The sequence below is a fragment of the Rhodococcus sp. ACPA4 genome, assembly GCF_002300185.1.
GTDB lineage: Bacteria > Actinomycetota > Actinomycetes > Mycobacteriales > Mycobacteriaceae > Rhodococcus_F > Rhodococcus_F globerula.
Genome location: NZ_NSDY01000001.1, coordinates 5046811 through 5069099 on the forward strand (window position 1 = coordinate 5046811; position 22289 = coordinate 5069099).

Below are 22289 nucleotides of genomic sequence, written 5' to 3' on the forward strand. Positions count from 1 at the left end.
TGCGCACTTCGAGGTTGATGTGTCTATTGTCAAACCATTATTCGACCGCAACTCGAAGTTACGTTCATCTTCAGTTGTAGGCGACACGACGCCGGCAGTTACGGCTGTCGGCAGGCCACGAGCATGCTCGGGGTCTATTAGATGTGGAAGGAACTCCTTTGCGTATCTCACGCATAGCGACCGGTGCGGTCGCGCTCGGAATGACGGCAGTGCTGATCACGGCATGTTCGTCCGACGATTCGTCGGGCGGATCGTCCAGCGGGGTCGTCAACGCCTGGGCGGGCGAGCCCCAGAACCCGTTGATCCCTACGAACACGGGCGAGAACATGGGCGGCCGCGTCGTCGACGCCGTATTTGCCGGCCTCGTTTCGTACACCGCCGCTGGTGGTACGGAGAACGAGGTGGCCGAGTCCATCGACAGTACGGATGGTCAGAACTTCACCGTCAAGCTCAAGGAGGGCTGGACCTTCACCGACGGCACCCCGGTCACCGCGAAGTCGTTCGTCGACGCGTGGAACTACGGCGCTCTCTCCACCAATGCTCAGATTCAGGCTTCGTTCTTCGATCCGATCAAGGGCTTCGACGAAGTTGCAGCCGAGGTCCCGACGGCGCAGACGATGTCGGGTCTGAAGGTAGTGGACGACTCCACCTTCACGATCGAACTCAAGCAGCCCGAATCGGCGTTCCCCGACCGCCTCGGCCACTCGGCGTACTACCCGCTGCCTGAGGTCGCTTACCAGGACATGACCGCGTTCGGTGAGAATCCGATCGGTAACGGTCCGTACAAGCTCGACGGAACGGGTGCGTGGCAGCACAACGTCCGTATCGACACGGTCGTGAACCCGGATTACAACGGCAACCGCAAGCCGAAGAACGCCGGCGTCGACTTCATCATGTACAACAGCCTCGACACGGCGTACACCGATCTCCTGGCCAACAATGTCGATGTTCTCGACCAGGTTCCGCCGAGCGCGGTCACGACCTTCGAGTCGGACCTGCCCGGACGCACGGTCAACCAGCCGTCGGCAACCATCGAATTGGTCACGATCCCGGGGCGCCTGCCGCACTTCAGCGGCGAAGAGGGCATGCTCCGCCGTCAGGCGATCTCGATGGCGATCAACCGCGATCAGATCACGCAGCAGATCTACAACAAGACCAGGACGCCTGCGCTCGACTTCACCAGTCCCGCAATCGAGGGTTGGAACGACTCGCTGACCGGAAACGGCAACGTGAAGTTCGATCCCGAGGCAGCCAAGGCTGCTTGGGCGAAGGCCGATGCAATTGCTCCGTGGTCGGGCAGCTTCGAGATCGCGTACAACTCCGATGGTGGACACCAGGAATGGGTCGACGCCACGTCGAACAGCATCCGCAACACCCTCGGCATCGACGCAAAGGGCAAGCAGTACCCCACCTTTGCTCAGATCCGTACCGAAGCCACCAACCGCACCATCCAGAGTGCATTCCGTGCCGGCTGGCAGGGTGACTACCCGCAGCAGTACGGCTTCCTGGCGCAGAACTACCAGACCGGTGGCAGCTCCAACGACGGTGACTACTCCAACCCCGAGTTCGACCGCCTCCTGCGCGAATCGGCCGGTCAGACCGATCAGGCGAAGGCTCAGGAACTGCTCGATCAGGCTCAGGAAGTCCTGCTCAAGGACCTGCCTGCAGTTCCGACGTGGTACCGCAACGCAGCGAGTGGATGGTCGGAGAACGTCTCCAACGTCACCATCAGCTGGAATGGTATTCCGGTCTACGAAGACATCGAAAAGAACTGACGCGTAGAACGATCCGCATCTGAAACGTGAGTTCGGGGCGGCAGGCGCTCTGCCTGCTGCCCCGAACTCGTGTTCACGTCGGATTGTCCGCTGACGTACACGATCATCGACAAGGAGGTGATCCGATGCTCTGGTACATCGGTCGCCGAGTGCTTCAAATGATCCCGGTTTTTCTCGGGGCCACTCTTCTGATCTACGCCATGGTCTTCTTGCTTCCCGGTGATCCGATTGCCGCGTTGGCGGGCGACAAGGCGCTCAGTCCGGCTGTTGCACAGCAGCTTCGGGAGCGCTACCACCTCGATCTCCCCTTCTATCAGCAGTACCTGCTGTACTTGAAGGGCATCTTCACGCTGGACTTCGGCACGTCGTTCTCCGGACGGCCTGTCAGTGAAGTTCTGGCACAGGCATTTCCGATCACGATGAAACTTGCCTTCATGGCACTGATCGTCGAGACGGTCTTCGGTGTCGGCTTCGGCCTCATCGCCGGCCTGCGTAAGGGCGGATTCTTCGACAGCACCGTCCTGCTGTTCAGCCTCGTTCTCATCGCCATCCCGATCTTCGTGATCGGCTTCCTGGCTCAGTTCTTCATCGGCGTCAAATGGGGCATCGTCCCGCCGACGGTCGGTGGCAACACCAGCTTCAAGAATCTCCTGCTCCCCGCCCTGGTTCTGGGTTCGGTCTCGTTTGCCTACGTACTGCGACTTACCCGAACGTCCGTGGCGGAGAACCTGAGTGCCGACTACGTGCGAACAGCCACCGCCAAGGGACTTTCCCGCGGACGAGTGGTTCGCGTGCACGTGTTGCGCAACTCGCTGATCCCCGTGGTCACCTTCCTGGGTGCCGACCTCGCGACGTTGATGGGCGGCGCCATCGTCACCGAGGGCATCTTCAACATCAACGGCGTCGGCGGCACGATCTACCAGGCGGTGACCAGAGGTGAAGCGCCGACGGTGGTTTCGTTTGTCACCATCCTGATCGTGATCTACCTGATCGCGAATCTGCTCGTCGACCTCTTGTACGCCGCGCTCGATCCGAGGATCCGCTATGTCTGAGACCGTGAAGACCGGACGTGCAGTCCGGCAAAGTCATTTCGTGGCACCGCCCGAAGTTGCGGCACCGGGGGAGACGGACGCCGTCAAGCTCGATCAGGCGCCGACGAGCATGTGGACCGACGCGTGGCGCGATCTGCGCAAGCGTCCCCTGTTCATCATCTCGACGATCATCATCCTCGCGGTCATCGTCATCGCAGCGTTTCCGAGCTTGTTCACGAGCACCGATCCGCGGTTCTGCGATCTGACCTACAGCATGCAGGGGCCGACCTCAGGGCACTGGTTCGGTTTCGATCGTCAGGGCTGTGACGTCTACTCGCGCACCATCTACGGTGCTCGCGCATCCGTACTCGTGGGCGTCGGCGTCACGGCGTCGGTGCTGGTGATCGGAGTGATCTTCGGTGCACTGTCCGGGTTCTACGGAGGCTGGACCGATTCGATTCTCTCCCGTGTCGCCGACATCTTCTTCGGTATCCCGCTGATCCTCGCTGCCATCGTTCTGATGCAGCTGTTCACCGATCGCACCATCTGGACCGTCGTCGGCGTCCTGGCGCTCTTCGGCTGGCCGCAGATGGCAAGAATTGCTCGTGGTGCGGTGATTTCGGCGAAGAACAACGATTACGTCATGGCTTCGGAAGCGTTGGGTGTCTCGAAGCTCAAGACCCTGATTCGCCACGTCATCCCGAACTCGTTGGCTCCCATCATCGTGGTGGCCACCATCTCGCTCGGCACGTACATCGTTGCCGAGGCGACGCTGTCCTTCCTCGGTATCGGGCTCCCGTCCACCGAGGTTTCGTGGGGCGGTGACATCAGCAACGCTCAGGTGACGCTGCGTCAGGGATCGACCATTCTGTTCTACCCGGCAACGGCTTTGGCGATCACCGTCCTCGGATTCATCATGATGGGTGACGCGCTGCGCGACGCCCTTGATCCCAAGTCGCGGAAGCGGTGAGCACGATGACCACCAAGGAAACTCTCACCTCGGAGGAAACTCCGCTGCTCGAGATTCGTGATCTCGAGGTGTCGTTCCAGTCCAATTCCGGTCCGGTTCCGGCAGTTCGAGGTGTCAGCCTGACTGTCTATCCGGGTCAGACGGTCGCCATCGTCGGCGAATCGGGTTCGGGTAAGTCCACTACCGCGCACTCGATCATCAATCTGCTTCCCGGCACCGGCAAGGTGACGGCAGGCGAGATCATCTTCGACGGCAAGGACATCTCGAAGGCTTCGGAGAAGGACTTCGTCCACATCCGGGGCAGCCAGATCGGTTTGGTTCCGCAGGACCCGATGTCGAATCTGAACCCGGTGTGGAAAGTGGGCTTCCAGATCGAGGAAGCACTGGCCGCCAACGGGATCGCCAAGGGCAAGGCAGCCAAGGTTCGGGCCGCCGAACTGCTCGAGGAGGCAGGCCTCGCTGACGCCGAGAGCCGGCTGGGGCAGTACCCCCACGAGTTCTCGGGCGGTATGCGTCAGCGCGCCCTCATCGCGATCGGGTTGTCCGCTCGTCCGAAGCTCCTGATCGCGGACGAGCCGACGTCGGCGCTCGACGTCACGGTTCAGCGTCAGATTCTCGACCACCTCGATGGTCTGACAACGGAACTCGGCACCGCTGTTCTGCTCATCACCCACGATCTGGGCTTGGCCGCCGAGCGCGCCGAGCACCTGATCGTGATGAGCAAGGGGCGGATCGTCGAATCCGGTCCGGCACTGGAGATTCTGAAGCGTCCGCAACATCCGTACACGCAGAAGCTGGTCGCTGCTGCGCCGTCGTTGGCGTCGAAGCGACTCAGCTCGTCGGTGGCCCGCGCCGAGATTCGGGAACAGGCGGAAGAGGTCGCCGAAGCGGTCAAGGCCGAGGAAAGTACGGCAGAGTCCTTCGGCAAGGCGACCGACGACGTTCTTGTTGTCGATCATCTGACCAAGGTGTTCAAGCTGCGCAAGGGTTTCCGCAAGACCACCGACTTCACAGCTGTGAACGACGTGTCCTTCAAGGTCCGCCGCGGAACCACAACGGCAATCGTCGGCGAATCGGGTTCCGGTAAGTCGACGGTCGCGCAGATGGTTCTCGGTTTGCTCGAGCCCACTGCAGGCAACGTGGTCTTCGACGGTCAGGACGTGTCCGAACTCGGTGCGAAGGAAACTTTTGCGTTCCGTCGCCGAGTGCAGCCGATCTTCCAGAACCCTTACGGCACGCTCGACCCGATGTACTCGATCTACCGCACGATCGAAGAGCCGCTGCGTACCCACAAGGTCGGGACCAAAGCCGAGCGTGAGGCTCGCGTCCGCGAACTTCTCGACAAGGTCGGTCTGCCCCAGTCGGTGATGCGACGGTTCCCGAACGAGTTGTCCGGTGGACAGCGTCAGCGCGTCGCAATTGCGCGAGCGTTGGCCTTGCAGCCGGAGGTCGTGATCTGCGACGAGGCGGTGTCCGCTCTCGACGTGCTCGTACAGGATCAGATCTTGACCCTGCTCAACGACCTGCAGGCAGAGTTCGGGTTGACGTACCTCTTCATCACGCACGACCTGGCCGTGGTTCGTCAGATCGCGGACAACGTGTTGGTGATGTCGCGTGGCTCGATCGTCGAATCGGCGCCGATCGACGACGTGTTCGGCAATCCGCAGCAGGACTACACACGCAAGTTGCTCGACGCGATTCCCGGTGGGTCCATCAAGCTGGGAAGCTGACGCAACAGGTAGGTAGGCAAGTCCACAGAGGGGCTGCAAGGGTACCGTCGTTGATCGTGACGGACCCCTTGCAGCCCCTCGTCGATCTTCCAGGCGTACGCGCAGCCGCTGATCACGCGCGCGACGCACTCGGTGAGGTGCATCGGCACAAAACCAACCGACGCGGATGGCCGACGACGGCTGCCGAAGCTGCAGTCCGCGCCGCTCGGGCATCGGCGTCTCTGGCGGGCGGGTCGACGGAGCTGCCGGCAGAGGGGATGGCCGGTGATCCGATTCTTGCCGGCGCACTGCGGGTTGCGCAGGCGCTGGACGGTGACGGTCTGCCACTGATGGAGTCCACATGGAAACGGGCGCCGCTGCAGGCTTTGGCCAGGTTGCACCTACTGGCGGCGGCAGATCTGGTCGAGGATCCTGACGAACTGGGACGACCTCGCATGGATCCGGGCGTCGGCGAGCGTCTCGACGCTCTCGCCCAACTGGTGACGGGTGGAACGTCAGCGCCGGCTCCGGTTCTTGCGGCAGTCGTGCACGGCGAATTGTTGGCACTGAGTCCGTTCGGTACCGCCGACGGCATTGTGGCGCGCGCCGCGTCCCGACTCGTCGCAGTCTCGTCCGGTTTGGATCCCCACAACCTCGGCGTCCCTGAGGTCAGTTGGCTGCGTAGGCCGCAGGCGTACGCCGATGGAGCCGCGGGATTTGCTTCCGGTCGTCCGGAAGGCGTCGGGAGTTGGGTAATTCTGTGTTGCGGCGCGCTTGAAGCTGGTGCTCGCGAGGCAACGTCGATTGCCGACGCCGCGAGTCCGAGCTAACCCACACCGACGCCGCGAGTCCGAGCTAACCCACATCGGGCTGGTTCCACATCGGGCTCGTTCCACATGGGGCTCGTTCCACACACAAAACGGGCGGCGCTGCCGATTATCGACTTCGCCGCCCGTTAGCACGGACTACTCGTTACCAAGCGTGCTCGGTGGGTTGTGTGGATGGCCTCGGCGAGGGATCGCCATTTTGAGGTCGTCCCCGCAACTTGTGCGGAGTCCTCGCTCAAATTGAACGAATCTCGCAGGCCCACAACACTTCTGCCCTTATAGTGGCTTGTGCTCCGCGTGGGTGCCCTAGTGCCCGTGCTGGGAATCCGGGTTGGGGAAACGGTCCTTCTCTTCTGAGCCGTTCCTGGCCTTCCGTTCTTCCGTAACTCCTTTGTACCCTGTGTTGCGGCTCACAGCAAGTATCAATTTTTGTTTGTGTGCTTGAAGTTTCACCGTTTTCGGCGAAGTAGTGCAAACGTCACAACACCGGCTGTCACAGCTCCGATTCCGAGCGCTGCAGTAGTCGCCACAGCGGTGCCCGACTGTGCTGACAGCCGAGCGCGAAGCGAGACCGGATTCGAGAAAGTCAGTATGGGCCAACCATTTCCGGCTGCTGCCTTGCGAAGCGCGCGGTCGGGGTTGACGGCACTCGGATGCCCGACGGCCTCGAGCATCGGCAAGTCGGTGATCGAGTCGGAATAGGCGTAACTCGCGGAGAGGTCGTATCCGTACTCGGCTGCGAGTTTTTCCATGGCTTCCACTTTGCCGGGGCCGTAGCAGTAGAAGTCGACCTCGCCCGTGTAGTGCCCGTCCTCTTCCTTCATCGACGTCGCGACCGAGTGCGTTGCTCCCAGTGCGCGGGCGATCGGAGCGACGATCTCCTCGCCCGACGCGGACACCACGATGACATCGTGGCCGCGCACCTTGTGGTCGGCAATCAAGTCGGCGGCCTCGGCGTAGACGAGGGGGTCGACAATGTCGTGCAGAGTCTCCGCGACGATCGACTTGACCTGTTCCACATCCCAGCCGGCACACATCGCGGTGATGTGTGCGCGCAAGCGCTCCATCTGATCGTGATCGGCGCCCGAGAGCAGGAACAGGAACTGCGCGTAGCTGCTCTTGAGAACCGAGCGCCGGTTGATCAATCCTTGCGCGAAGAACGGTCTGCTGAAAGCCAACGTGCTGGATTTGGCTATGACGGTTTTGTCGAGGTCGAAGAAAGCGGCAGTCCGCCCGGTTGTCAGTCCATTCCCAAGCTTGTCGGTCACAGCTACCGAGGATAGTCCGACAGTCGGTTCGGTTGCGTCACCACAACCGGGAAATGAACGGCGACACTTACGAATCGCTGCTGTTCAGGCTTGCATTTCCCGGACATTTGCAGTGTAGGATTACGGCAGTTCGACTTGCTCGGACTGTGTTCAGCCCAACCCCCCGGGGCTGAACAGACAAGACAACCCCCGCCTCCCCCCAGGCGGGGGTTGTCCACTTTCTCGGGTACATCAACTCGGCTTCGTCAAGTGAGAGTTATCCACAGAACCCGAGTTGTCCACAGCTCGATTCGGGTATCTGTTCTTTACCGGCGACAACGCTCAGGCTCGTGCTCATGAACTCGAATGCTTCAGGGGAATCAGGGCATGTCGACGCGGATGTCCTTGTGTTGGTCGAAGATCCGCTGGTTCTTGCCAGCGTGCGGCGCGTCGTGGCTGCCGTTGATCAGTCGGCGGACGAGGGGCCACAACCGGTATCGCGCCAACAATGGAACAGGGCATCCGCGGTGGTGCTGGACATTGCACACGCGAAGGCGTGCTCGAGCCGCAACCCGAGGCGTTCACGCGTCTTCCTTGTCGGTGAGTCCGAACCGACGCTCGACGAGTGGAAATACGCGACCTCGATCGGCGCCCAGGCGGTATTCACACTGCCGGCGGACGAGAATGCGCTGGTTGCAGTGTTAGCCGAGCACTCGGTGAGCCGTGGCGAGGGCACAGTTGTTGCCGTTGTCGGCGCGTGTGGCGGAGCTGGTGCCTCGGTAAGCGCCGCGGCGATCGCCTTGGCGTCCGCCGCCCGTCGCATCCCGACGATGCTTGTCGACGTCGACGCACTTGGTTGCGGCGCGGACGTCGTGCTCGGTGTCGAAAATGTTCCAGGGTTGCGATGGGCGGCGTTGACGGTTGAGGGTGGGCGTTTGTCGGCGGATGCGCTTCGTGATGCTCTGCCCGCTCGCGGGCAGCACCTGCGGGTGCTCTCGTGCAGCCGCAGGGAGATCGGTGGTCCTTCGGTCACTGCGCTCGGGGCGGTGCTCGACGCCGGCCGACGATCCAGCGGTCTTGTCGTGTGCGATGTTTCCGGCTGTCGCGGCCAGGAGGGTGAGGCGGTCTTGGAGGCGTCGGATGCCGTCGTGATGGTTGTTCCCGCGACGGTGGCGGCCTGCGTCGCTGCGGAGAAGGTGGGAATGTGGGCGGCGCAACATAATTCGAATATCGGGTTGTTGGTGCGCGGACCGGCTCCGGGTGGTCTGCGCGGGGCCGATGTTGCGACCATGCTCGGGTTGCCGTTGATCGCAGTTGTCCGGGGACACCGCTCGCTCGGGTCGATGCTCGAACGCGGCGGGCTGGAATTACGACGCAAGTGCGCGCTGACCCTCGGAGCGGACGCGGTGCTGGACGGACTCGCGGCGGGATCACGTTCCTGGAGTGCTGCAGCATGAGTGGTCTGGTCACGGCGGAACTGCTCGATCGGGTCCGTGATCGGTTGGCGGCGTCGACGGCCGCTGAGCCGACAGCGGCGACGGTCGCCGACGCCGTTCGGGCTGAGTCCGCCGGAGTGCTCGGTGATACAGATCTGCTCGAGGTCGTGCGAATTCTCCAGACCGAGCTGACCGGCGCCGGGCCGCTCGAGTCTTTGTTGCATGAACCAGGAGTCGCGGATGTCCTGGTGACTGCTCCGGACCAGGTGTGGGTCGATCGTGGGGTGGGACTGGAACGAACGAGCGTGAAATTTGCGGACGAGGCAGCGGTGCGACGCCTTGCTGCGCGTTTGGCCTTGTCGTCCGGAAGGCGACTCGACGACGCACAGCCGTGGGTCGACGGCCGGTTACGCGGAGTCGGCGACGGGCATTTCGGTGTCAGGTTGCACGCTGTTCTCGCGCCGGTCGCACAGGGGGGAACCTGCTTGTCGCTACGGGTGCTCAGACCTGCAACGCAAGGTCTTGACGCATTGTGCGCTCGCGGGGCGATCGAACCGGAGGCGCGTGCGCTGCTTGATCGAATCATCATGTGCCGTTTGGCTTTTCTTGTGATCGGTGGCACCGGTGCGGGGAAAACGACATTGCTGTCGGCTGTGCTCGGTGCGGTCGACCCCAGGGAACGGATCATCTGCGTCGAGGATGCGGCCGAGCTGGCGCCGCCACATCCGCATGTGGTTCGTCTGGTCGCACGCGCGCCGAACGTGGAGGGCGTCGGCGAGGTAGCGGTACGTGATCTCGTGCGACAGGCGTTGCGCATGCGACCCGACCGCATTGTCGTGGGCGAAGTGCGGGGAGCCGAGGTCATCGACCTTCTGACGGCCCTGAATACGGGCCATGACGGCGGGGCAGGCACCATCCACGCGAATTCGCCCGAGGAAGTGCCGGCGCGGTTGGAGGCCTTGGCCGCGTTGGGAGGAATGGATCGACATGCGTTGCACAGTCAACTTGCAGCCGCAGTCCAGGTGGTTCTACACGTGCATCGCTCCGCCGACGGTTCTCGGCGACTCGAGCAGATCGGGGTCATCAACCGCGGCGCAGACGGATTCGTACACATCAACCAGGCATGGCCGGCTGCTGGTCCGGGGCGCGATCAACTCGAAAGAATGCTGCGCCTCCGTGATCGGGACGGGCGCAGTGATCGGGACGGGCTGCCGGCATGAGCGCCACATTGCTGCTGTGCGCGCTGTCGGTGATGGTTGCTCCGACGGTGAATTCGCGTTCCAGGCTCCTCGAATTCGCAGATTCGCGGGGGAAGGCATCATTCACCGTGCCGTGGACGTTGATTGTCGCTGCACTGCCACTGGTACTGGGTGCGTTGTTCGGAGGTATCTCTGCATTGGTCGCTGCCGCGATTGCAGTGGGAACTGCGCTCTTTCGTGCTCGGCGGACGAAGGCATCGTTGGCAAGGGACTCGGAACTGGCGTTGCTGCTTGCCGGATTGGAGGTCCTGATTGCAGAGTTGCGGATCGGTGCGCACCCGGCGTCCGCGTGTTCCATTGCCGGTGAGGAGTGCTCGGGCGCTGTGGGGGAAGTATTCCGTCGCGGTTCGGCGCGAGCTCGGTTGGGTGGCAGTGCAGCCGATGCATTCCGATCCGGTGGTTCGCTCGTCGACAGGGAGTTGGTGCGTGTTGCGTCAGCGTGGTCTGTCGCTGAACGATACGGTCTGGCGCTGGCCGAACTTCTAGGAGCTGTGCGGACGGATATGTTGGGTCGCAACCGTTTCCGTCAGCGCACCGAGGCTGGACTGGCCGGCGCGCGAGCTACCGCGACGGTGCTTGCAGGGTTACCGGTCCTCGGCATCGGATTGGGTGAGCTGATGGGGGCGGCGCCGTTGCAGGTGCTGTTCGGGGGTGGCGCCGGCGGAGTGATGCTGGTAGTCGGAACGGGGTTGGTAGCTCTCGGCCTCCTGTGGACCGACAAGATCACGTCGAAGGTTACCTCGTGATCTGGCTGGGAGTAGTGACGATCGCGCTGTCGTTATGGATAGTTCCGGACACGCGAATGTCACTGCCACGCATGGCAACAATGCTCGACAGAAGTGCCGTGGATATAGTTCTGCCGGACGAGCCACCGGTCGGCGATCCTCTGGCAGTCGCAGCAAGTTTCGACCTTCTAGCTGCATGCCTTCGTGGCGGTTTACCGGTTGCCGAAGCAGTGGGGGCTGTTGCCGCTACTGCGCCGGCGCCGATGGACGCCGCTTTGCGGCGTGTATCGGATCTGCTCACCCTTGGCGCCGATCCGGAGGTGGCCTGGGGTGAAGCTGCGTTGGATCCCGACACCGAATCACTTGCCCGACTGGCGCGCCGGTCGTCACGGTCGGGGACGTCGCTGTCCGTCTCGATGGCGGAACTTGCAGAACGCCGTCGAGATGACGCGGAGGATGTTGCTGCCGCGTCCGCCGAACGTGCGGGCGTGCTGATCAGTGGTCCGCTCGGACTCTGTTTCCTGCCTGCGTTTCTCGCGCTGGGGATAGTGCCGGTGGTGATCGGATTGGCGTCGTCGGTACTCGGCGACGGGCTTATCTGAGAAGAACCACGATTCTTCCGCGGCAGAACAACTGTCGTGGTCTTACAGGAGGGGAAAACGATGTTCGGAATGATGGGAAAGTTGTCAGCGAGGTTGACGTTGCTCGTCGCCGAGGACGACGGAATGTCCACGGCAGAATATGCAATCGGGACCATTGCGGCCGCGGCATTCGGAGCGGTTCTCTATTCGGTGGTCACCGGGGATTCCATTGTCACGGCGCTCACCGGGATTATCGACAAAGCGCTCAAGACGGCTGTGTGATGTTGTCCACGAGTAGCATCCGCGAGGCTGATGACGGTGCAGTCACGGTCGAGGCAGCAATTGCGCTCGCCTCGATGATCACTGTGGTGGTGCTGTGCGTCGGCGCGGTTCTGGCGGTGACGATGCAGGTTCGGTGTGTGGATGCTGCTCGTGAGGCGGCGAGATTGACTGCCCGCGGTGATGGGGACAACGCGGTCACCACGTCGCGCCGAATCGCACCATCCGACGCCCGGATTTCCGTGCAGATCGTGGACGGATTTGCCGTGGCGGTGGTGAGCGCCGACAGTGTTTTGCTGCCGATGTTGGACATCACCGCAGAAGCAGTCGCAGCCGTGGAACCCGGAGCGGACTGATGACTCTGCAGGCGGACGACGGTATCGCAACAGTGTTTTCGTGTATTGTGCTGGCCGGGATCGTCGCGGTGACGGGTGGGCTGCTGCACGTGGGTTCGGCGGTCACCGCTCGTCACACCGCCCAGTCGTCTGCGGATCTCTCGGCCTTGGCGGGGGCCGGAGCGCTCGAGCGCGGCGCGGAGGCAGGCTGCGCCGCGGCAATCGACGTTGCGACGCGGATGCGAACAGTGCTCGCGGAGTGCACTGTCGAGGACTGGGATGTCATTGTTCAGGTGCGGGCGCCGGTATTGTTGTCCCGCTTCGGGGTCGGCGATGCGGAGGCGTCGGCGCGCGCGGGCCCGGTCGACTAGTCAGCTGATGGTGTCGATGACGGCCGTCAGAATCTTCACGGCGCCGTCCTTGTCGAGTGGATCGTTTCCGTTGCCGCACTTGGGGGAGTAGACGCACGATGGGCAACCGTTGGCGCACTCGCACGAGGTAATTGCGTCGCGGGTTGCGGAAAGCCAGCGTGAGAGTTCACTGTGCCCCCGGTCGGCAAATCCCGCGCCACCGGCGTGGCCGTCGTAGACGAACACGGTGGGCAGACCGGTGTCGGCGTGGATTGCCGTCGACACTCCGCCGATGTCGCCTCGGTCGCAGATGGCGACCAATGGCAGGAGTCCGATCGCTGCATGCTCTGCCGCATGCAGCGCCCCGGGGAACCGCTCGGGTGAGACGCCGACGGATTCGAGTAGTTCCGGTGTGACCGTGTACATCACGGCCCTGGTCTCCAGCGTATGTGCGGGCATATCCAATTCGATGGAATCGAGGACTTCGCCGGAGTTGAGGCGTCGGAGGTACCCGACAACCTGATGGGTCACTTCGACGCGCACGAGTGCGACGGTGATGTCGCCGTAATTCTTGTGTTCGAGTTGTTCGGTGATGATGATCTCGGTGGTTTCGCGCGCCGAGGTGGTCCAGTCCGGATTTTCCGCATGGACCAGTGCCAGACCGACTTCGAGGTCGAGTTCGTCCACCACGTACGCATCGCCCTGGTGAATGTGGACCGCACCGGGGTGGACGGTGGCGGGTGCCCGTCCGGTGTCGACGGTTCCCAGCATCCGCCCGGATTCGCCGTCGACAATTGCTACCTGGGTGCCGATGCCGCCGCGGATGTCCAGTGAGCCGTGGGGGTTGGCGTCTGCCGTGATGAACCAACCGTGGGTGCGCCGCCGGATCTTGCCTTCTTCGGCGAGCTTGGTGAGGACGTCGATGGCTCCGAACGAGTCGACCTCGGCGTCGGAGAGTGGGAGTTCCATTGCTGCGCAGAGCAATTGTGGTCCCAGGATGTAGGGATTTCCGGGGTCCGTCACGGTTGCCTCGACGGGTTTCTCGAGGATGGCCGAAGGATGGTGAACAAGGTAGGTGTCGAGGGGATCGTCTCGGGCGATCAGGACCACCAGCGACCCCTCGCCGCGTCGACCGGAGCGTCCGGCCTGTTGCCAGAACGAGGCAACGGTCCCCGGGAAACCAGCTACGACAACGGCATCGAGCCCTGCGATGTCCACGCCCAGTTCGAGCGCGTTGGTTGTTGCCGCACCAAGCAGAGTGCCGTCCGCAAGTGCTGCTTCCAGTTCGCGGCGGTCTTCGGCGAGGTATCCCGCGCGGTACGAGGCGACTCGTTCGGCCAGATCGGTGTCGACTTCTGCGAGTAGCCGTTTGGTGGTCATGGCGGTCAGTTCCGCGCCCCGGCGTGAGCGTACGAAGGTGAGGGTGCGTGCGCCTTCGATCATCAGATCCGCCATGATCCGGGCGGCCTCGGCGCCGGCGGGGCGACGGACTGGACTGCCGTTCTCGCCGGTGAGTGCCGGCACGAGTGGAGGCTCCCAGAGTGCGACGGTTCGTGGCCCGTGGGGTGATCCGTCGTCGGTGACCTCGGTGCAGTGCGCCCCGATCAACCGGGAAGCCGCTGTTCCGGGGTCTGCGGTGGTGGCGCTGGCCAGGATGAACGTGGGCTCGGCGCCGTATCGGGCCGCGATGCGTCGGAGTCGGCGAATGATGAGGGCGACATTCGATCCGAAGACACCACGGTAGGAGTGGCATTCGTCGACGATCACGTATTTCAGATTGCGGAAGAAATGCGCCCAGCGTTGATGGGTGCGGAGCAGTGAGATGTGCAGCATGTCGGGGTTCGTGAACAGCCAACGGGAGTTTTCGCGCGCCCATGTGCGCAGTTCCTGTGACGTGTCCCCGTCGTACGCGCTCGGATTGGTTCCCCGTAGTTCGGCGTCGAAGTCGGTGAGGGACAGCACTGCCCGTAGTTGGTCGCTGCCGAGAGCTTTCGTGGGGGAGAGGTAGAGCGCGGTGGCAAGAGGGTCCGAAGCCATCGCGGTCAGGACGGGGAGTTGGTATGCCAGTGACTTTCCCGAGGCGGTGCCGGTGGCGACCACAACATGGTTTCCGCTGTGTGCAAGGTCTGCGGCAGTGCGCTGGTGGATCCACGGAGCGGTCACACTGTGCTCGTTCAGGGAACGGACCACGCTGGGGTGCAACCACTCCGGCCATTCGGCGAACCGGGCGCTGCGAGCAGGTAGTTGAGCGGTGAACGTCAGTGGATCTTCGTTCCCGCTCACGCCGGCGACGACGCGACCGAGGAGCATCTGTCCGTAGGTTTCGCTCGGCGCCGCGTCGGGATCAGGAATGCGGGAGGCTGCGTTCACGTGACTCTCCGGGATCGGCGTTCGGGTGTCCCGACAGTTCGGAACTGCCGTTACCTGCAGTTTTGATGATACGCATCGGCTGGCGGAAGTGGAGGCACGGGGTGGCGGCCGACTGCGGCGGGTCGAAGCCGGTGATATTCGGTAGCAAATTCTTAACGTATTTCGACTGTTGTGCACGCGCAGAACATGGTTGACTGACAACCGGTCGCAGCTTCTGTGTTCGTAGGCTTGAGAAAGTGCACGCTCGCAGGATCTTTTGTTGCGGACGTGGTGCTCTTGCCCTTTCCTGCGAGGATGCAAGCCTGGGGGGAAATCAGCTGGTACTGCGGCCGGAACGGGCCCGATGGATTGAATAAGCGCAGTTCATCGAATCCGGTGTTAGAAAGAGAAGGAAAAGCATGGCACAGGGCACTGTGAAGTGGTTCAACGCTGAAAAGGGCTTCGGCTTCATCGCTCCCGAAGACGGTTCCGCAGACGTCTTCGTTCATTACTCCGAGATCCAGGGCAACGGTTTCCGTACCCTCGAGGAGAACCAGCGTGTGGAGTTCGAGGTAGGGCAGGGCAACAAGGGGCCCCAGGCGACAGGCGTTCGCGCGGTCTGATTCTTCCGAGCTGGACACGGTCTGTCCCTCGTTGCCTCGCCGCAATGGGGGACAGACCTTTTCGTAATAGGTCCCATTATTTATGCCGCAACGGTCCTCGTGCCCTACGTTGCACTCTGTGAGCCAACTGTCCTTTTTCTCCGCCGAGTCGATTCCCCCTGCCGTGACAGACCTGGCCGGCATGCTGGCCGGACACGGTCAGGTGGTGACAAACGAAGATCGTGCTCGGATCTCGATCGTCGTAGATCGAGACTGGCGGGCCCAGGCCATTGCCGAGCTGATCGCGCAATGCGGACTCGGCGCAGAAGTGACGCGTAGTGATGAAGGCAGCCCGCTCGTCCGAACTCAGGCGACGCCGGCCTTGCTGCCCCTGTCCGTGCAGTGGACCAAAGGTGCCGTGAAGTCCGTCCCGGCTGGATGGGTTCCGAATCCCCGCCAGCTCCGGGTCTGGGCAGTCTCGTCCGGCAGGATGGAAGAGGACGGCGAACGCTTCGTTTTCGGCCTCGATCCGCACGCGACTCAGACTCACGCGCCGTTGGCGCAAGCCTTGATGCGAGTGGGTATCGCACCTACTCAGCTGGGCAACCGGACGCCCGGTCCAGGGCTTCGTATCGCCGGCAAGAAGCGACTGACCAAGCTCGTCGAATACCTGGGCGAGGCACCCCGTCACGTGGACCTCGAAGCGGCCTGGCCACAGATCTGACCGTGTCCATACTGTACTGATCTGCACGAATGTCGTGCGGGTATGTCACTCTGTAAAGAGAGACACGGGGTATAACTTGCTCCACACGTCTAGTTCTGAAGAACTGCCGACGGCAGTGATCGTCCAAAGGAAGGTTCGGGCAGCAGGTGGCTAAAGCGGACAACGGCAGCGGTCAGGGAGCGTCCGGTAACCCTCGTCGCCTCGTGATCGTCGAGTCACCGACCAAGGCGCGCAAAATCGCTCCTTACCTCGGTAAGGACTACGTAGTCGAGGCATCGGTCGGTCACATTCGCGACCTGCCGCGCGGCGCAGCGGATGTTCCGGCCAAGTACAAGGGCGAGCCGTGGGCCCGTCTCGGCGTCAACGTCGATCACGACTTCGAGCCGCTCTACGTCGTCAGCCCGGAGAAGAAGGGCAAGGTCGCCGAACTCAAGTCACTCTTGAAGGACGCTGACGAACTCTTCCTCGCAACTGACCCCGACCGCGAGGGTGAGGCCATTGCGTGGCATCTCCTCGAGACCCTGAAGCCCAAGATTCCGGTTCGTCGAATGGTCTTCCACGAGATCACCGAACCGGCAATTCGTGCTGCTGCCGAAGACACCCGCGAGCTCGACATCGACCTCGTCGACGCTCAGGAAACCCGCCGTATCCTCGACCGTCTCTATGGTTACGAGGTCAGCCCGGTGCTCTGGAAGAAGGTCATGCCGAGGCTCTCGGCGGGCCGCGTCCAGTCGGTTGCTACCCGTGTCATCGTCCAGCGTGAGCGTGAGCGCATGGCGTTCAAGTCGGCTTCGTACTGGGACATCTCCGCCACGCTTGATGCCGGCGCCGACGCCAGCCCCCGCAGTTTCGGTGCGCGTCTTGTCTCGGTCGACGGTTCCCGCGTTGCTTCCGGTCGCGATTTCGGACCGGACGGAAAGCTCAAGGGCAGTGCGGTCACTGTGCTGGACGAGGCGTACGCGCGTCGACTGGCCGAGGCTTTGCACGGCGTCGACCTCACGGTTTCGTCTGCAGAAGACAAGCCGTACACCCGTAAGCCGTACCCGCCGTTCATGACGTCGACGCTGCAGCAGGAGGCCGGTCGCAAGCTTCGCTTCACGTCCGAGCGGGCCATGCGTATCGCGCAGCGTCTGTACGAAAACGGCTACATCACCTACATGCGTACCGACTCGACGACGCTGTCCGAGTCGGCGATCGCTGCTGCTCGTGCGCAGGCCACCGAGTTGTACGGCCCGGAGTACGTCCATCCGACGCCGCGTCAGTACACCCGCAAGGTCAAGAACGCGCAGGAAGCGCACGAGGCAATCCGTCCGGCCGGCGATGTGTTCCAGACGCCGGGGCAGTTGCACTCCAAGCTCGACGCCGACGAGTTCAAGTTGTACGAACTCATCTGGCAGCGCACCGTGGCTTCGCAGATGGCCGACGCTCGGGGCAACACGCTGACGCTTCGCATTTCCGGCACGGCCGGCACGGGTGAGGACTGCACGTTCTCCGCGTCCGGTCGCACCATCGTATTTGCGGGCTTCCTCAAGGCTTACGTCGAGAGCGTCGACGAAGAGGCAGGCGGTCAGTCCGACGATGCCGAATCCAGGCTTCCGATACTGGTCAAGGGCCAGGAAGTCACGGCAACCAAGCTCGATCCCGACGGTCACAGCACCAACCCGCCGGCGCGGTACACCGAAGCCAGCCTGATCAAGACTCTGGAAGAGCTCGGTATCGGCCGACCGTCGACGTATTCGTCGATCATCAAGACCATCCTCGACCGCGGATACGTCTACAAGCGGGGCAGCGCACTGGTTCCGGCGTGGGTTGCCTTCGCCGTGGTCGGTCTGCTCGAGGCGCACTTCGGCCGGTTGGTCGACTTCGATTTCACCGCAGGCATGGAAGACGACCTCGACGCTATTGCCGGTGGACGTGAGCAGCGCGGTAACTGGCTGAGCAGCTTCTACTTCGGTGGCGAGCACGGTGCCGAAGGTTCGGTCGCCCGCGAAGGCGGCCTCAAGAAGATGGTCGGCGTCAATCTCGAGGAGATCGACGCCCGCGAGGTCAACTCCATCCGGCTGTTCGACGACGCCGAGGGTCGTGAGGTTCACGTACGTGTCGGCCGATTCGGTCCGTACCTCGAGCGCATGGTTCAGAATCCGGACGATCCCGAAGGCGATCTGATCTCGCAGCGGGCCAATCTTCCCGATGACCTGCCGCCGGACGAGCTCACCCCCGAGTACGCCGAGAAGCTGTTCGCGACGCCTCAAGAAGGTCGCAAGCTGGGCGTCGATCCTCTGACCGGAAACGAGATTGTCGCGAAGGAGGGCCGCTTCGGTCCTTACGTGACCGAGATTCTCCCCGAACCGCCGGCCGAGCCGGAGCCGGACATCGTGCCGGTTCCGGAACCGGAAGAGGTCAGCGCGGGAACCACCAAGACTGCGGTGAAGAAGGCCGCAGCCAAGAAGGCTCCCGCGAAGAAGGCTGCCAAGAAGGTTGCGGGCCCCAAGCCGCGCACCGGATCGCTGCTCAAGTCCATGGACTTGGCGACGGTCACCTTGGAGGATGCACTTCGGTTGCTGTCCCTTCCGCGCGTCGTGGGTGTCGATCCCGAGAGCAAGGAAGAGATCACCGCTCAGAACGGCCGATACGGTCCGTATCTGAAGAAGGGCACCGACTCGCGTTCCCTGTCCGACGAAGAGCAGATGTTCACGGTCACCCTCGACGACGCGCTCAAGATCTACGCAGAGCCCAAGCGACGTGGACGTCAGGCGTCGGCTACTCCGCCGCTGCGTGAGCTGGGTGTCGACCCGGTCAGTGAGAAGCCGATGGTGATCAAGGACGGTCGTTTCGGTCCGTACGTCACCGACGGTGAGACCAACGCCAGCCTGCGCAAGGACGATGCCGTCGAATCCATCTCGGATGCTCGTGCGTCGGAGTTGCTCGCTGACCGTCGTGCCCGCGGACCGGTGAAGAAGAAGGCCGCTGCGAAGAAAGCCCCGGCGAAGAAGGCCGCTGCGAAGAAGACCGCCGCCAAGAAGGCCCCGGCCAAGAAAGCGGCTGCCAAGAAGGCTCCGGCGAAGAAGGACTGAGCCGGACTCGTCGGTGCCGACGGTTAAGGTTTTTGCATGAGTAGTGATGTGACCGAACGTGGTGTGTTCGGTCGGCTGGTAGGTCAGCACGACGTCGAGCAGAGTTTGCGAGCCGCCGCGCTGTCCGCCAGAGGCGACTCCAGCGGATCCGATATGACCCATGCGTGGCTCTTCACGGGGCCTCCCGGATCCGGGCGGTCCGTGGCGGCGCTGTGCTTTGCCGCAGCCCTGCAGTGCACGTCCGACGGCGAACCGGGATGCGGGCAGTGCCATGCGTGCACAACCACGATGGCGGGAACCCATGGTGACGTACGACGGATCATTCCCGACGGATTGAGCATCAGCGTCAAAGGCATGCGCGAGATCGTCAATATCGCGTCGCGCAGGCCAACGACCGGTCGTTGGCAGGTCATCGTCGTCGAGGACGCGGATCGATTGACCGAGGGCGCGGCCAATGCGCTTCTGAAAGTTGTCGAGGAGCCGCCGGACCGCACGGTGATCCTGCTCTGCGCTCCCACCACGGACCCAGAGGACATGTCGGTCACACTCCGTTCGCGATGCCGGCACTTGGCTCTCGTGACGCCGTCTGTCGAGTCGATTGCCCAGGTGTTGATCGGGCGTGACGGATTGGCTCCCGACCAGGCGAGATTTGCCGCATCGATCAGCGGTGGTCACGTCGGCCGAGCGCGACGCTTGGCTACCGACGATGTCGCGCGGGACGAACGTGCGCGGTCGCTCCGGCTTGCCTTTGATGCCGCGTCCGCATCGACGGCGTACAAAGCAGCCGAAAATCTGGTGAAGTCGATCGAGTCCGAAACCAAGACACTCTTCACCGACGTCAAGGAACGTGAACTCGAAGAACTGAAGGTCTCGCTCGGTGGCGGCGGAACCGGTAAGGGCACAGCCGGCACGCTCCGAGGGTCTGCCGGATTGATCAAGGAACTCGAAGCGCGGCAGAAATCGAGGGATACGCGGGCCAAGCGTGATCTTCTCGACCGGACGCTGATCGATCTTGCCGGCATGTACCGCGACGCCTTGTCGTACGCGTTGGGGTCGTCGTCCACGTCCACTCATCCCGATATGGCTGAGCGGGCATCCGATCTGGCATCACGGACGTCACCGGAAGGTCTACTGAAGTGCATCGAAGCCGTGCTTGCATGTCGCGAAGCCGTCGATTTCAACGTCAAGTTGCAGTGGGCTCTCGACGCGATGGTTGCGAGTATCGGCGAAGCCTTCCGACCCCCGTTTTCGCGTTCCGGGGGTTGACCAGTTAGACTCGCCATCGCCGAAAGGCACGCTGCCTTAGCTCAGTCGGTAGAGCATTTCACTCGTAATGAAAAGGTCGAGAGTTCGATTCTCTCAGGCAGCTCGGCCAAGAGCCCCGTACCAGGAAATTCTGGTGCGGGGCTCTTGTCGTTTACCGGTAAATACTCGATGCCCCGTTTATCCTGATCCTGCGTACACGCGCCTGAGCAGGGGAGAATCGCCATGTCGGAGCAGAACTGGGGATCTGGCGAGCAGCCGAACCAGCCACCGCAGTACGGGCAGCAACCGCAGTACGGACAGCCACCTCAGTACGGGCAGATGCCTCCCGTGTCGTCGCAGGGATATGGGCCTCCGCAACCTGCCTACCCGTACGCCTCCTGGATTTCGCGTGTCGGCGCGTATCTGCTCGATTACCTCATCGTGCCGCTACCTGGCGTGATCGTCGCGATAATCGGCGCGGTGATCGCGTTCTCGGGAGCGGAGGTCACCACGTATGACGACGGAACCGTCACTACGGAAGGTGCAAATTCGGTCGGCCTCTTGGTCATCGGGATCGGGATTGTTCTGACCCTCCTGATCGAGGTCTGGAACTACGTCTTCCGTCAGGGCAATACCGGCCAGTCATTGGGGAAGAAGTGGCTGGGCATCTCCGTGGTTCGAGAGTCCGACGGTGTTCCGCTGGGACCACCCATGGCTCTCCTGCGATGGATATTGGAAGCGATCCTCGGCGGAGCGTGCTTCCTCAACTACTTGTGGCCGCTCTGGGATTCGAAGAGCCAGTGCTGGCACGACATGATTGTTCGCTCAGTCGTTATTCGAGCGAGATAGAACGGGTTCGCGTGGCCGCAGCTGTCGGTGGCCACCAGCTTCTACAGTGGATCGTATGAAGACCGAGACCTCCGCAGTGCGGGGCTGGCGGGCGCTGAGCGCTCCGGCCGGCGTCGCTGCAGTGGGGGTCTCGGCTTTTGTGCTTTTGCACGTCCGAGATCCGCACAATTCCGGAAGCTACGGGGTCTGCCCCATGTATGCGGTGACAGGTCTGTGGTGCCCGGCGTGTGGTGGCCTTCGAGCAGTCAACGACCTGACGCATCTCGATATCGGTGCGTCGTTGTCGAGCAATGTGTTGATCGTTCCGTTGATCGCGGTACTGGTTGTCGCGTGGGGGCGGTGGGTTGTGCGCAGATGGAACGGGTTGACCGATTGGATGATCGTGCTTGCGCCGGCAATGACAATCGCGGTGCTCGGAACGCTTGTTGCCTTTACGGTTGTGCGGAACACCCCTTGGGGTAGCTGGCTAGCGCCGGCCTGAATGTGAGTGAGGTCGAAATGGCAATGCAGGTTTTTTCACTGATCGTGCTTCTCGGTGCACTGATCGTCTTGATCCCGACAGCCAGACGGGTCTTCGGCAAGAAGGATGACGAGTAAGTACTCGACATCGTCTGGTCTGAGGCACATGCTGGCGGTATGGCTGATTCGTTGAAGGCCCGCGTGCGCGAGAAGTTGTTGCGCCAACTCTCCGAGGATGGCCGACGCCCGATTCACGATGCAGAAGGTGACGATTCCCGATTGTTGTCGGTGTCGGACGACCTCGAAGCCCTCGAATTGGCGCAAGAGGGAGATCCGATCATCGAAGAACTGGCGCAGAGGTACTGGGTTCCCTGAAGTTTACAAAGCGCAGCGCTGTGACCAGGCGATTTGGTGTTGTGTTGATCTTCGCGTAACTTATTCCAGGTCAGAGCGACACGGACAC

General features: G+C 62.5%; 21 protein-coding genes and 1 tRNA gene. 20 read left to right on the plus strand and 2 right to left on the minus strand.

Annotated features, from left to right (window positions below; translation table 11 throughout):
* The first annotated feature begins 158 nt into the window (after positions 1 to 158).
* From CJ178_RS23125 to CJ178_RS23145, 5 genes are all read left to right on the plus strand, one after another.
* Complete coding sequence (locus CJ178_RS23125; RefSeq protein ID WP_033235976.1) at positions 159 to 1775, plus strand: peptide ABC transporter substrate-binding protein; 1617 nt, start codon at positions 159 to 161, stop codon at positions 1773 to 1775.
* Between the two features lie 125 nt (positions 1776 to 1900).
* Positions 1901 to 2827: an ABC transporter permease gene (locus CJ178_RS23130; protein ID WP_033235977.1), complete on the plus strand. Its 927-nt coding sequence runs from the start codon at positions 1901 to 1903 to the stop codon at positions 2825 to 2827.
* Complete coding sequence (locus tag CJ178_RS23135; protein WP_019746638.1) at positions 2820 to 3776, plus strand: ABC transporter permease; 957 nt, start codon at positions 2820 to 2822, stop codon at positions 3774 to 3776. The genes CJ178_RS23130 and CJ178_RS23135 overlap by 8 nt, the downstream gene beginning before the upstream one ends.
* 5 nt (positions 3777 to 3781) lie before the next feature.
* Positions 3782 to 5506, plus strand: coding sequence for a dipeptide ABC transporter ATP-binding protein (locus CJ178_RS23140; protein ID WP_095888112.1), 1725 nt, complete (start codon positions 3782 to 3784; stop codon positions 5504 to 5506).
* A 56-nt stretch (positions 5507 to 5562) separates the two neighbouring features.
* Complete coding sequence (locus CJ178_RS23145) at positions 5563 to 6315, plus strand: hypothetical protein (protein ID WP_033235946.1); 753 nt, start codon at positions 5563 to 5565, stop codon at positions 6313 to 6315.
* A gap of 446 nt (positions 6316 to 6761) precedes the next feature.
* Here the strand turns inward: CJ178_RS23145 and CJ178_RS23150 are convergent, their stop codons facing one another.
* Positions 6762 to 7580, minus strand: coding sequence for an HAD-IB family hydrolase (locus CJ178_RS23150; protein ID WP_033235947.1), 819 nt, complete (start codon positions 7578 to 7580; stop codon positions 6762 to 6764).
* Between the two features lie 335 nt (positions 7581 to 7915).
* Here CJ178_RS23150 and ssd point away from each other — a divergent pair, with 335 nt between their 5' ends.
* Genes ssd through CJ178_RS23185 form a run of 7 tightly spaced genes read left to right on the plus strand, consistent with a single transcriptional unit; the run spans position 7916 to position 12545 of the window.
* Positions 7916 to 9016 (plus strand): septum site-determining protein Ssd, encoded by a 1101-nt coding sequence (gene ssd, locus CJ178_RS23155; protein ID WP_095888113.1) that lies wholly within the window; start codon positions 7916 to 7918, stop codon positions 9014 to 9016.
* Positions 9013 to 10215 (plus strand): TadA family conjugal transfer-associated ATPase, encoded by a 1203-nt coding sequence (locus CJ178_RS23160; protein WP_045066569.1) that lies wholly within the window; start codon positions 9013 to 9015, stop codon positions 10213 to 10215. Before ssd ends, CJ178_RS23160 begins: the two co-directional genes overlap by 4 nt.
* Entirely contained in the window at positions 10212 to 11000 is a 789-nt protein-coding gene (locus CJ178_RS23165; RefSeq protein WP_095887760.1) for a type II secretion system F family protein, read from the plus strand. Before CJ178_RS23160 ends, CJ178_RS23165 begins: the two co-directional genes overlap by 4 nt.
* Positions 10997 to 11581, plus strand: coding sequence for a type II secretion system F family protein (locus CJ178_RS23170; RefSeq protein ID WP_373557465.1), 585 nt, complete (start codon positions 10997 to 10999; stop codon positions 11579 to 11581). The genes CJ178_RS23165 and CJ178_RS23170 overlap by 4 nt, the downstream gene beginning before the upstream one ends.
* Before the next feature lie 60 nt (positions 11582 to 11641).
* A complete protein-coding gene (locus CJ178_RS23175; RefSeq protein ID WP_033235950.1) occupies positions 11642 to 11842 on the plus strand; it encodes a DUF4244 domain-containing protein in 201 nt (66 codons plus the stop codon).
* Positions 11842 to 12195, plus strand: coding sequence for a TadE family type IV pilus minor pilin (locus CJ178_RS23180; protein WP_045066572.1), 354 nt, complete (start codon positions 11842 to 11844; stop codon positions 12193 to 12195). Before CJ178_RS23175 ends, CJ178_RS23180 begins: the two co-directional genes overlap by 1 nt.
* Positions 12195 to 12545, plus strand: a complete 351-nt coding sequence (locus CJ178_RS23185; protein WP_095887761.1) for an Rv3654c family TadE-like protein — start codon at positions 12195 to 12197, stop codon at positions 12543 to 12545. Before CJ178_RS23180 ends, CJ178_RS23185 begins: the two co-directional genes overlap by 1 nt.
* Here the strand turns inward: CJ178_RS23185 and CJ178_RS23190 are convergent, their stop codons facing one another.
* On the minus strand, positions 12546 to 14834 hold the full coding sequence (locus tag CJ178_RS23190; RefSeq protein ID WP_095888115.1) for a DEAD/DEAH box helicase: 2289 nt from the start codon (positions 14832 to 14834) through the stop codon (positions 12546 to 12548).
* Between the two features lie 458 nt (positions 14835 to 15292).
* On the opposite strand from CJ178_RS23190, the gene cspE reads away from it, so the two are divergent.
* The 8 genes from cspE to CJ178_RS23230 all read left to right on the plus strand — a co-directional run bounded on the left by cspE (position 15293) and on the right by CJ178_RS23230 (position 22201).
* A complete protein-coding gene (cspE, locus tag CJ178_RS23195; protein ID WP_033235953.1) occupies positions 15293 to 15496 on the plus strand; it encodes a transcription antiterminator/RNA stability regulator CspE in 204 nt (67 codons plus the stop codon).
* A gap of 118 nt (positions 15497 to 15614) precedes the next feature.
* Positions 15615 to 16199 (plus strand): hypothetical protein, encoded by a 585-nt coding sequence (locus CJ178_RS23200; RefSeq protein WP_033235981.1) that lies wholly within the window; start codon positions 15615 to 15617, stop codon positions 16197 to 16199.
* Between the two features lie 146 nt (positions 16200 to 16345).
* Positions 16346 to 19273, plus strand: coding sequence for a type I DNA topoisomerase (gene topA / locus CJ178_RS23205; protein ID WP_095887762.1), 2928 nt, complete (start codon positions 16346 to 16348; stop codon positions 19271 to 19273).
* Between the two features lie 36 nt (positions 19274 to 19309).
* On the plus strand, positions 19310 to 20539 hold the full coding sequence (locus CJ178_RS23210; protein ID WP_033235955.1) for a DNA polymerase III subunit delta': 1230 nt from the start codon (positions 19310 to 19312) through the stop codon (positions 20537 to 20539).
* Positions 20540 to 20569: 30 nt separating this feature from the next.
* A tRNA-Thr gene (locus CJ178_RS23215) sits at positions 20570 to 20642 on the plus strand.
* Between the two features lie 119 nt (positions 20643 to 20761).
* A complete protein-coding gene (locus tag CJ178_RS23220) occupies positions 20762 to 21367 on the plus strand; it encodes an RDD family protein (RefSeq protein ID WP_033235956.1) in 606 nt (201 codons plus the stop codon).
* Between the two features lie 55 nt (positions 21368 to 21422).
* Entirely contained in the window at positions 21423 to 21848 is a 426-nt protein-coding gene (locus CJ178_RS23225) for a DUF2752 domain-containing protein (protein ID WP_095887763.1), read from the plus strand.
* 155 nt (positions 21849 to 22003) lie between these two features.
* Entirely contained in the window at positions 22004 to 22201 is a 198-nt protein-coding gene (locus tag CJ178_RS23230; protein WP_033235958.1) for a hypothetical protein, read from the plus strand.
* Positions 22202 to 22289: the final 88 nt, after the last annotated feature.

Bases quoted from the DNA above. Each gene is read 5' to 3' on its own strand.
- CJ178_RS23130 (WP_033235977.1), top strand. From the start codon at position 1,901: ATGCTCTGGTACATCGGTCGCCGAGTGCTTCAAATGATCCCGGTTTTT.
- CJ178_RS23135 (WP_019746638.1), top strand. From the start codon at position 2,820: ATGTCTGAGACCGTGAAGACCGGACGTGCAGTCCGGCAAAGTCATTTC.
- CJ178_RS23140 (WP_095888112.1), top strand. From the start codon at position 3,782: ATGACCACCAAGGAAACTCTCACCTCGGAGGAAACTCCGCTGCTCGAG.
- ssd (WP_095888113.1), top strand. From the start codon at position 7,916: ATGAACTCGAATGCTTCAGGGGAATCAGGGCATGTCGACGCGGATGTC.
- CJ178_RS23160 (WP_045066569.1), top strand. From the start codon at position 9,013: ATGAGTGGTCTGGTCACGGCGGAACTGCTCGATCGGGTCCGTGATCGG.
- CJ178_RS23165 (WP_095887760.1), top strand. From the start codon at position 10,212: ATGAGCGCCACATTGCTGCTGTGCGCGCTGTCGGTGATGGTTGCTCCG.
- CJ178_RS23175 (WP_033235950.1), top strand. From the start codon at position 11,642: ATGTTCGGAATGATGGGAAAGTTGTCAGCGAGGTTGACGTTGCTCGTC.
- CJ178_RS23180 (WP_045066572.1), top strand. From the start codon at position 11,842: ATGTTGTCCACGAGTAGCATCCGCGAGGCTGATGACGGTGCAGTCACG.
- CJ178_RS23185 (WP_095887761.1), top strand. From the start codon at position 12,195: ATGACTCTGCAGGCGGACGACGGTATCGCAACAGTGTTTTCGTGTATT.
- CJ178_RS23190 (WP_095888115.1), bottom strand. From the start codon at position 14,834: ATGCTCCTCGGTCGCGTCGTCGCCGGCGTGAGCGGGAACGAAGATCCA.
- cspE (WP_033235953.1), top strand. From the start codon at position 15,293: ATGGCACAGGGCACTGTGAAGTGGTTCAACGCTGAAAAGGGCTTCGGC.
- CJ178_RS23210 (WP_033235955.1), top strand. From the start codon at position 19,310: ATGAGTAGTGATGTGACCGAACGTGGTGTGTTCGGTCGGCTGGTAGGT.
- CJ178_RS23220 (WP_033235956.1), top strand. From the start codon at position 20,762: ATGTCGGAGCAGAACTGGGGATCTGGCGAGCAGCCGAACCAGCCACCG.
- CJ178_RS23225 (WP_095887763.1), top strand. From the start codon at position 21,423: ATGAAGACCGAGACCTCCGCAGTGCGGGGCTGGCGGGCGCTGAGCGCT.
- CJ178_RS23230 (WP_033235958.1), top strand. From the start codon at position 22,004: ATGGCTGATTCGTTGAAGGCCCGCGTGCGCGAGAAGTTGTTGCGCCAA.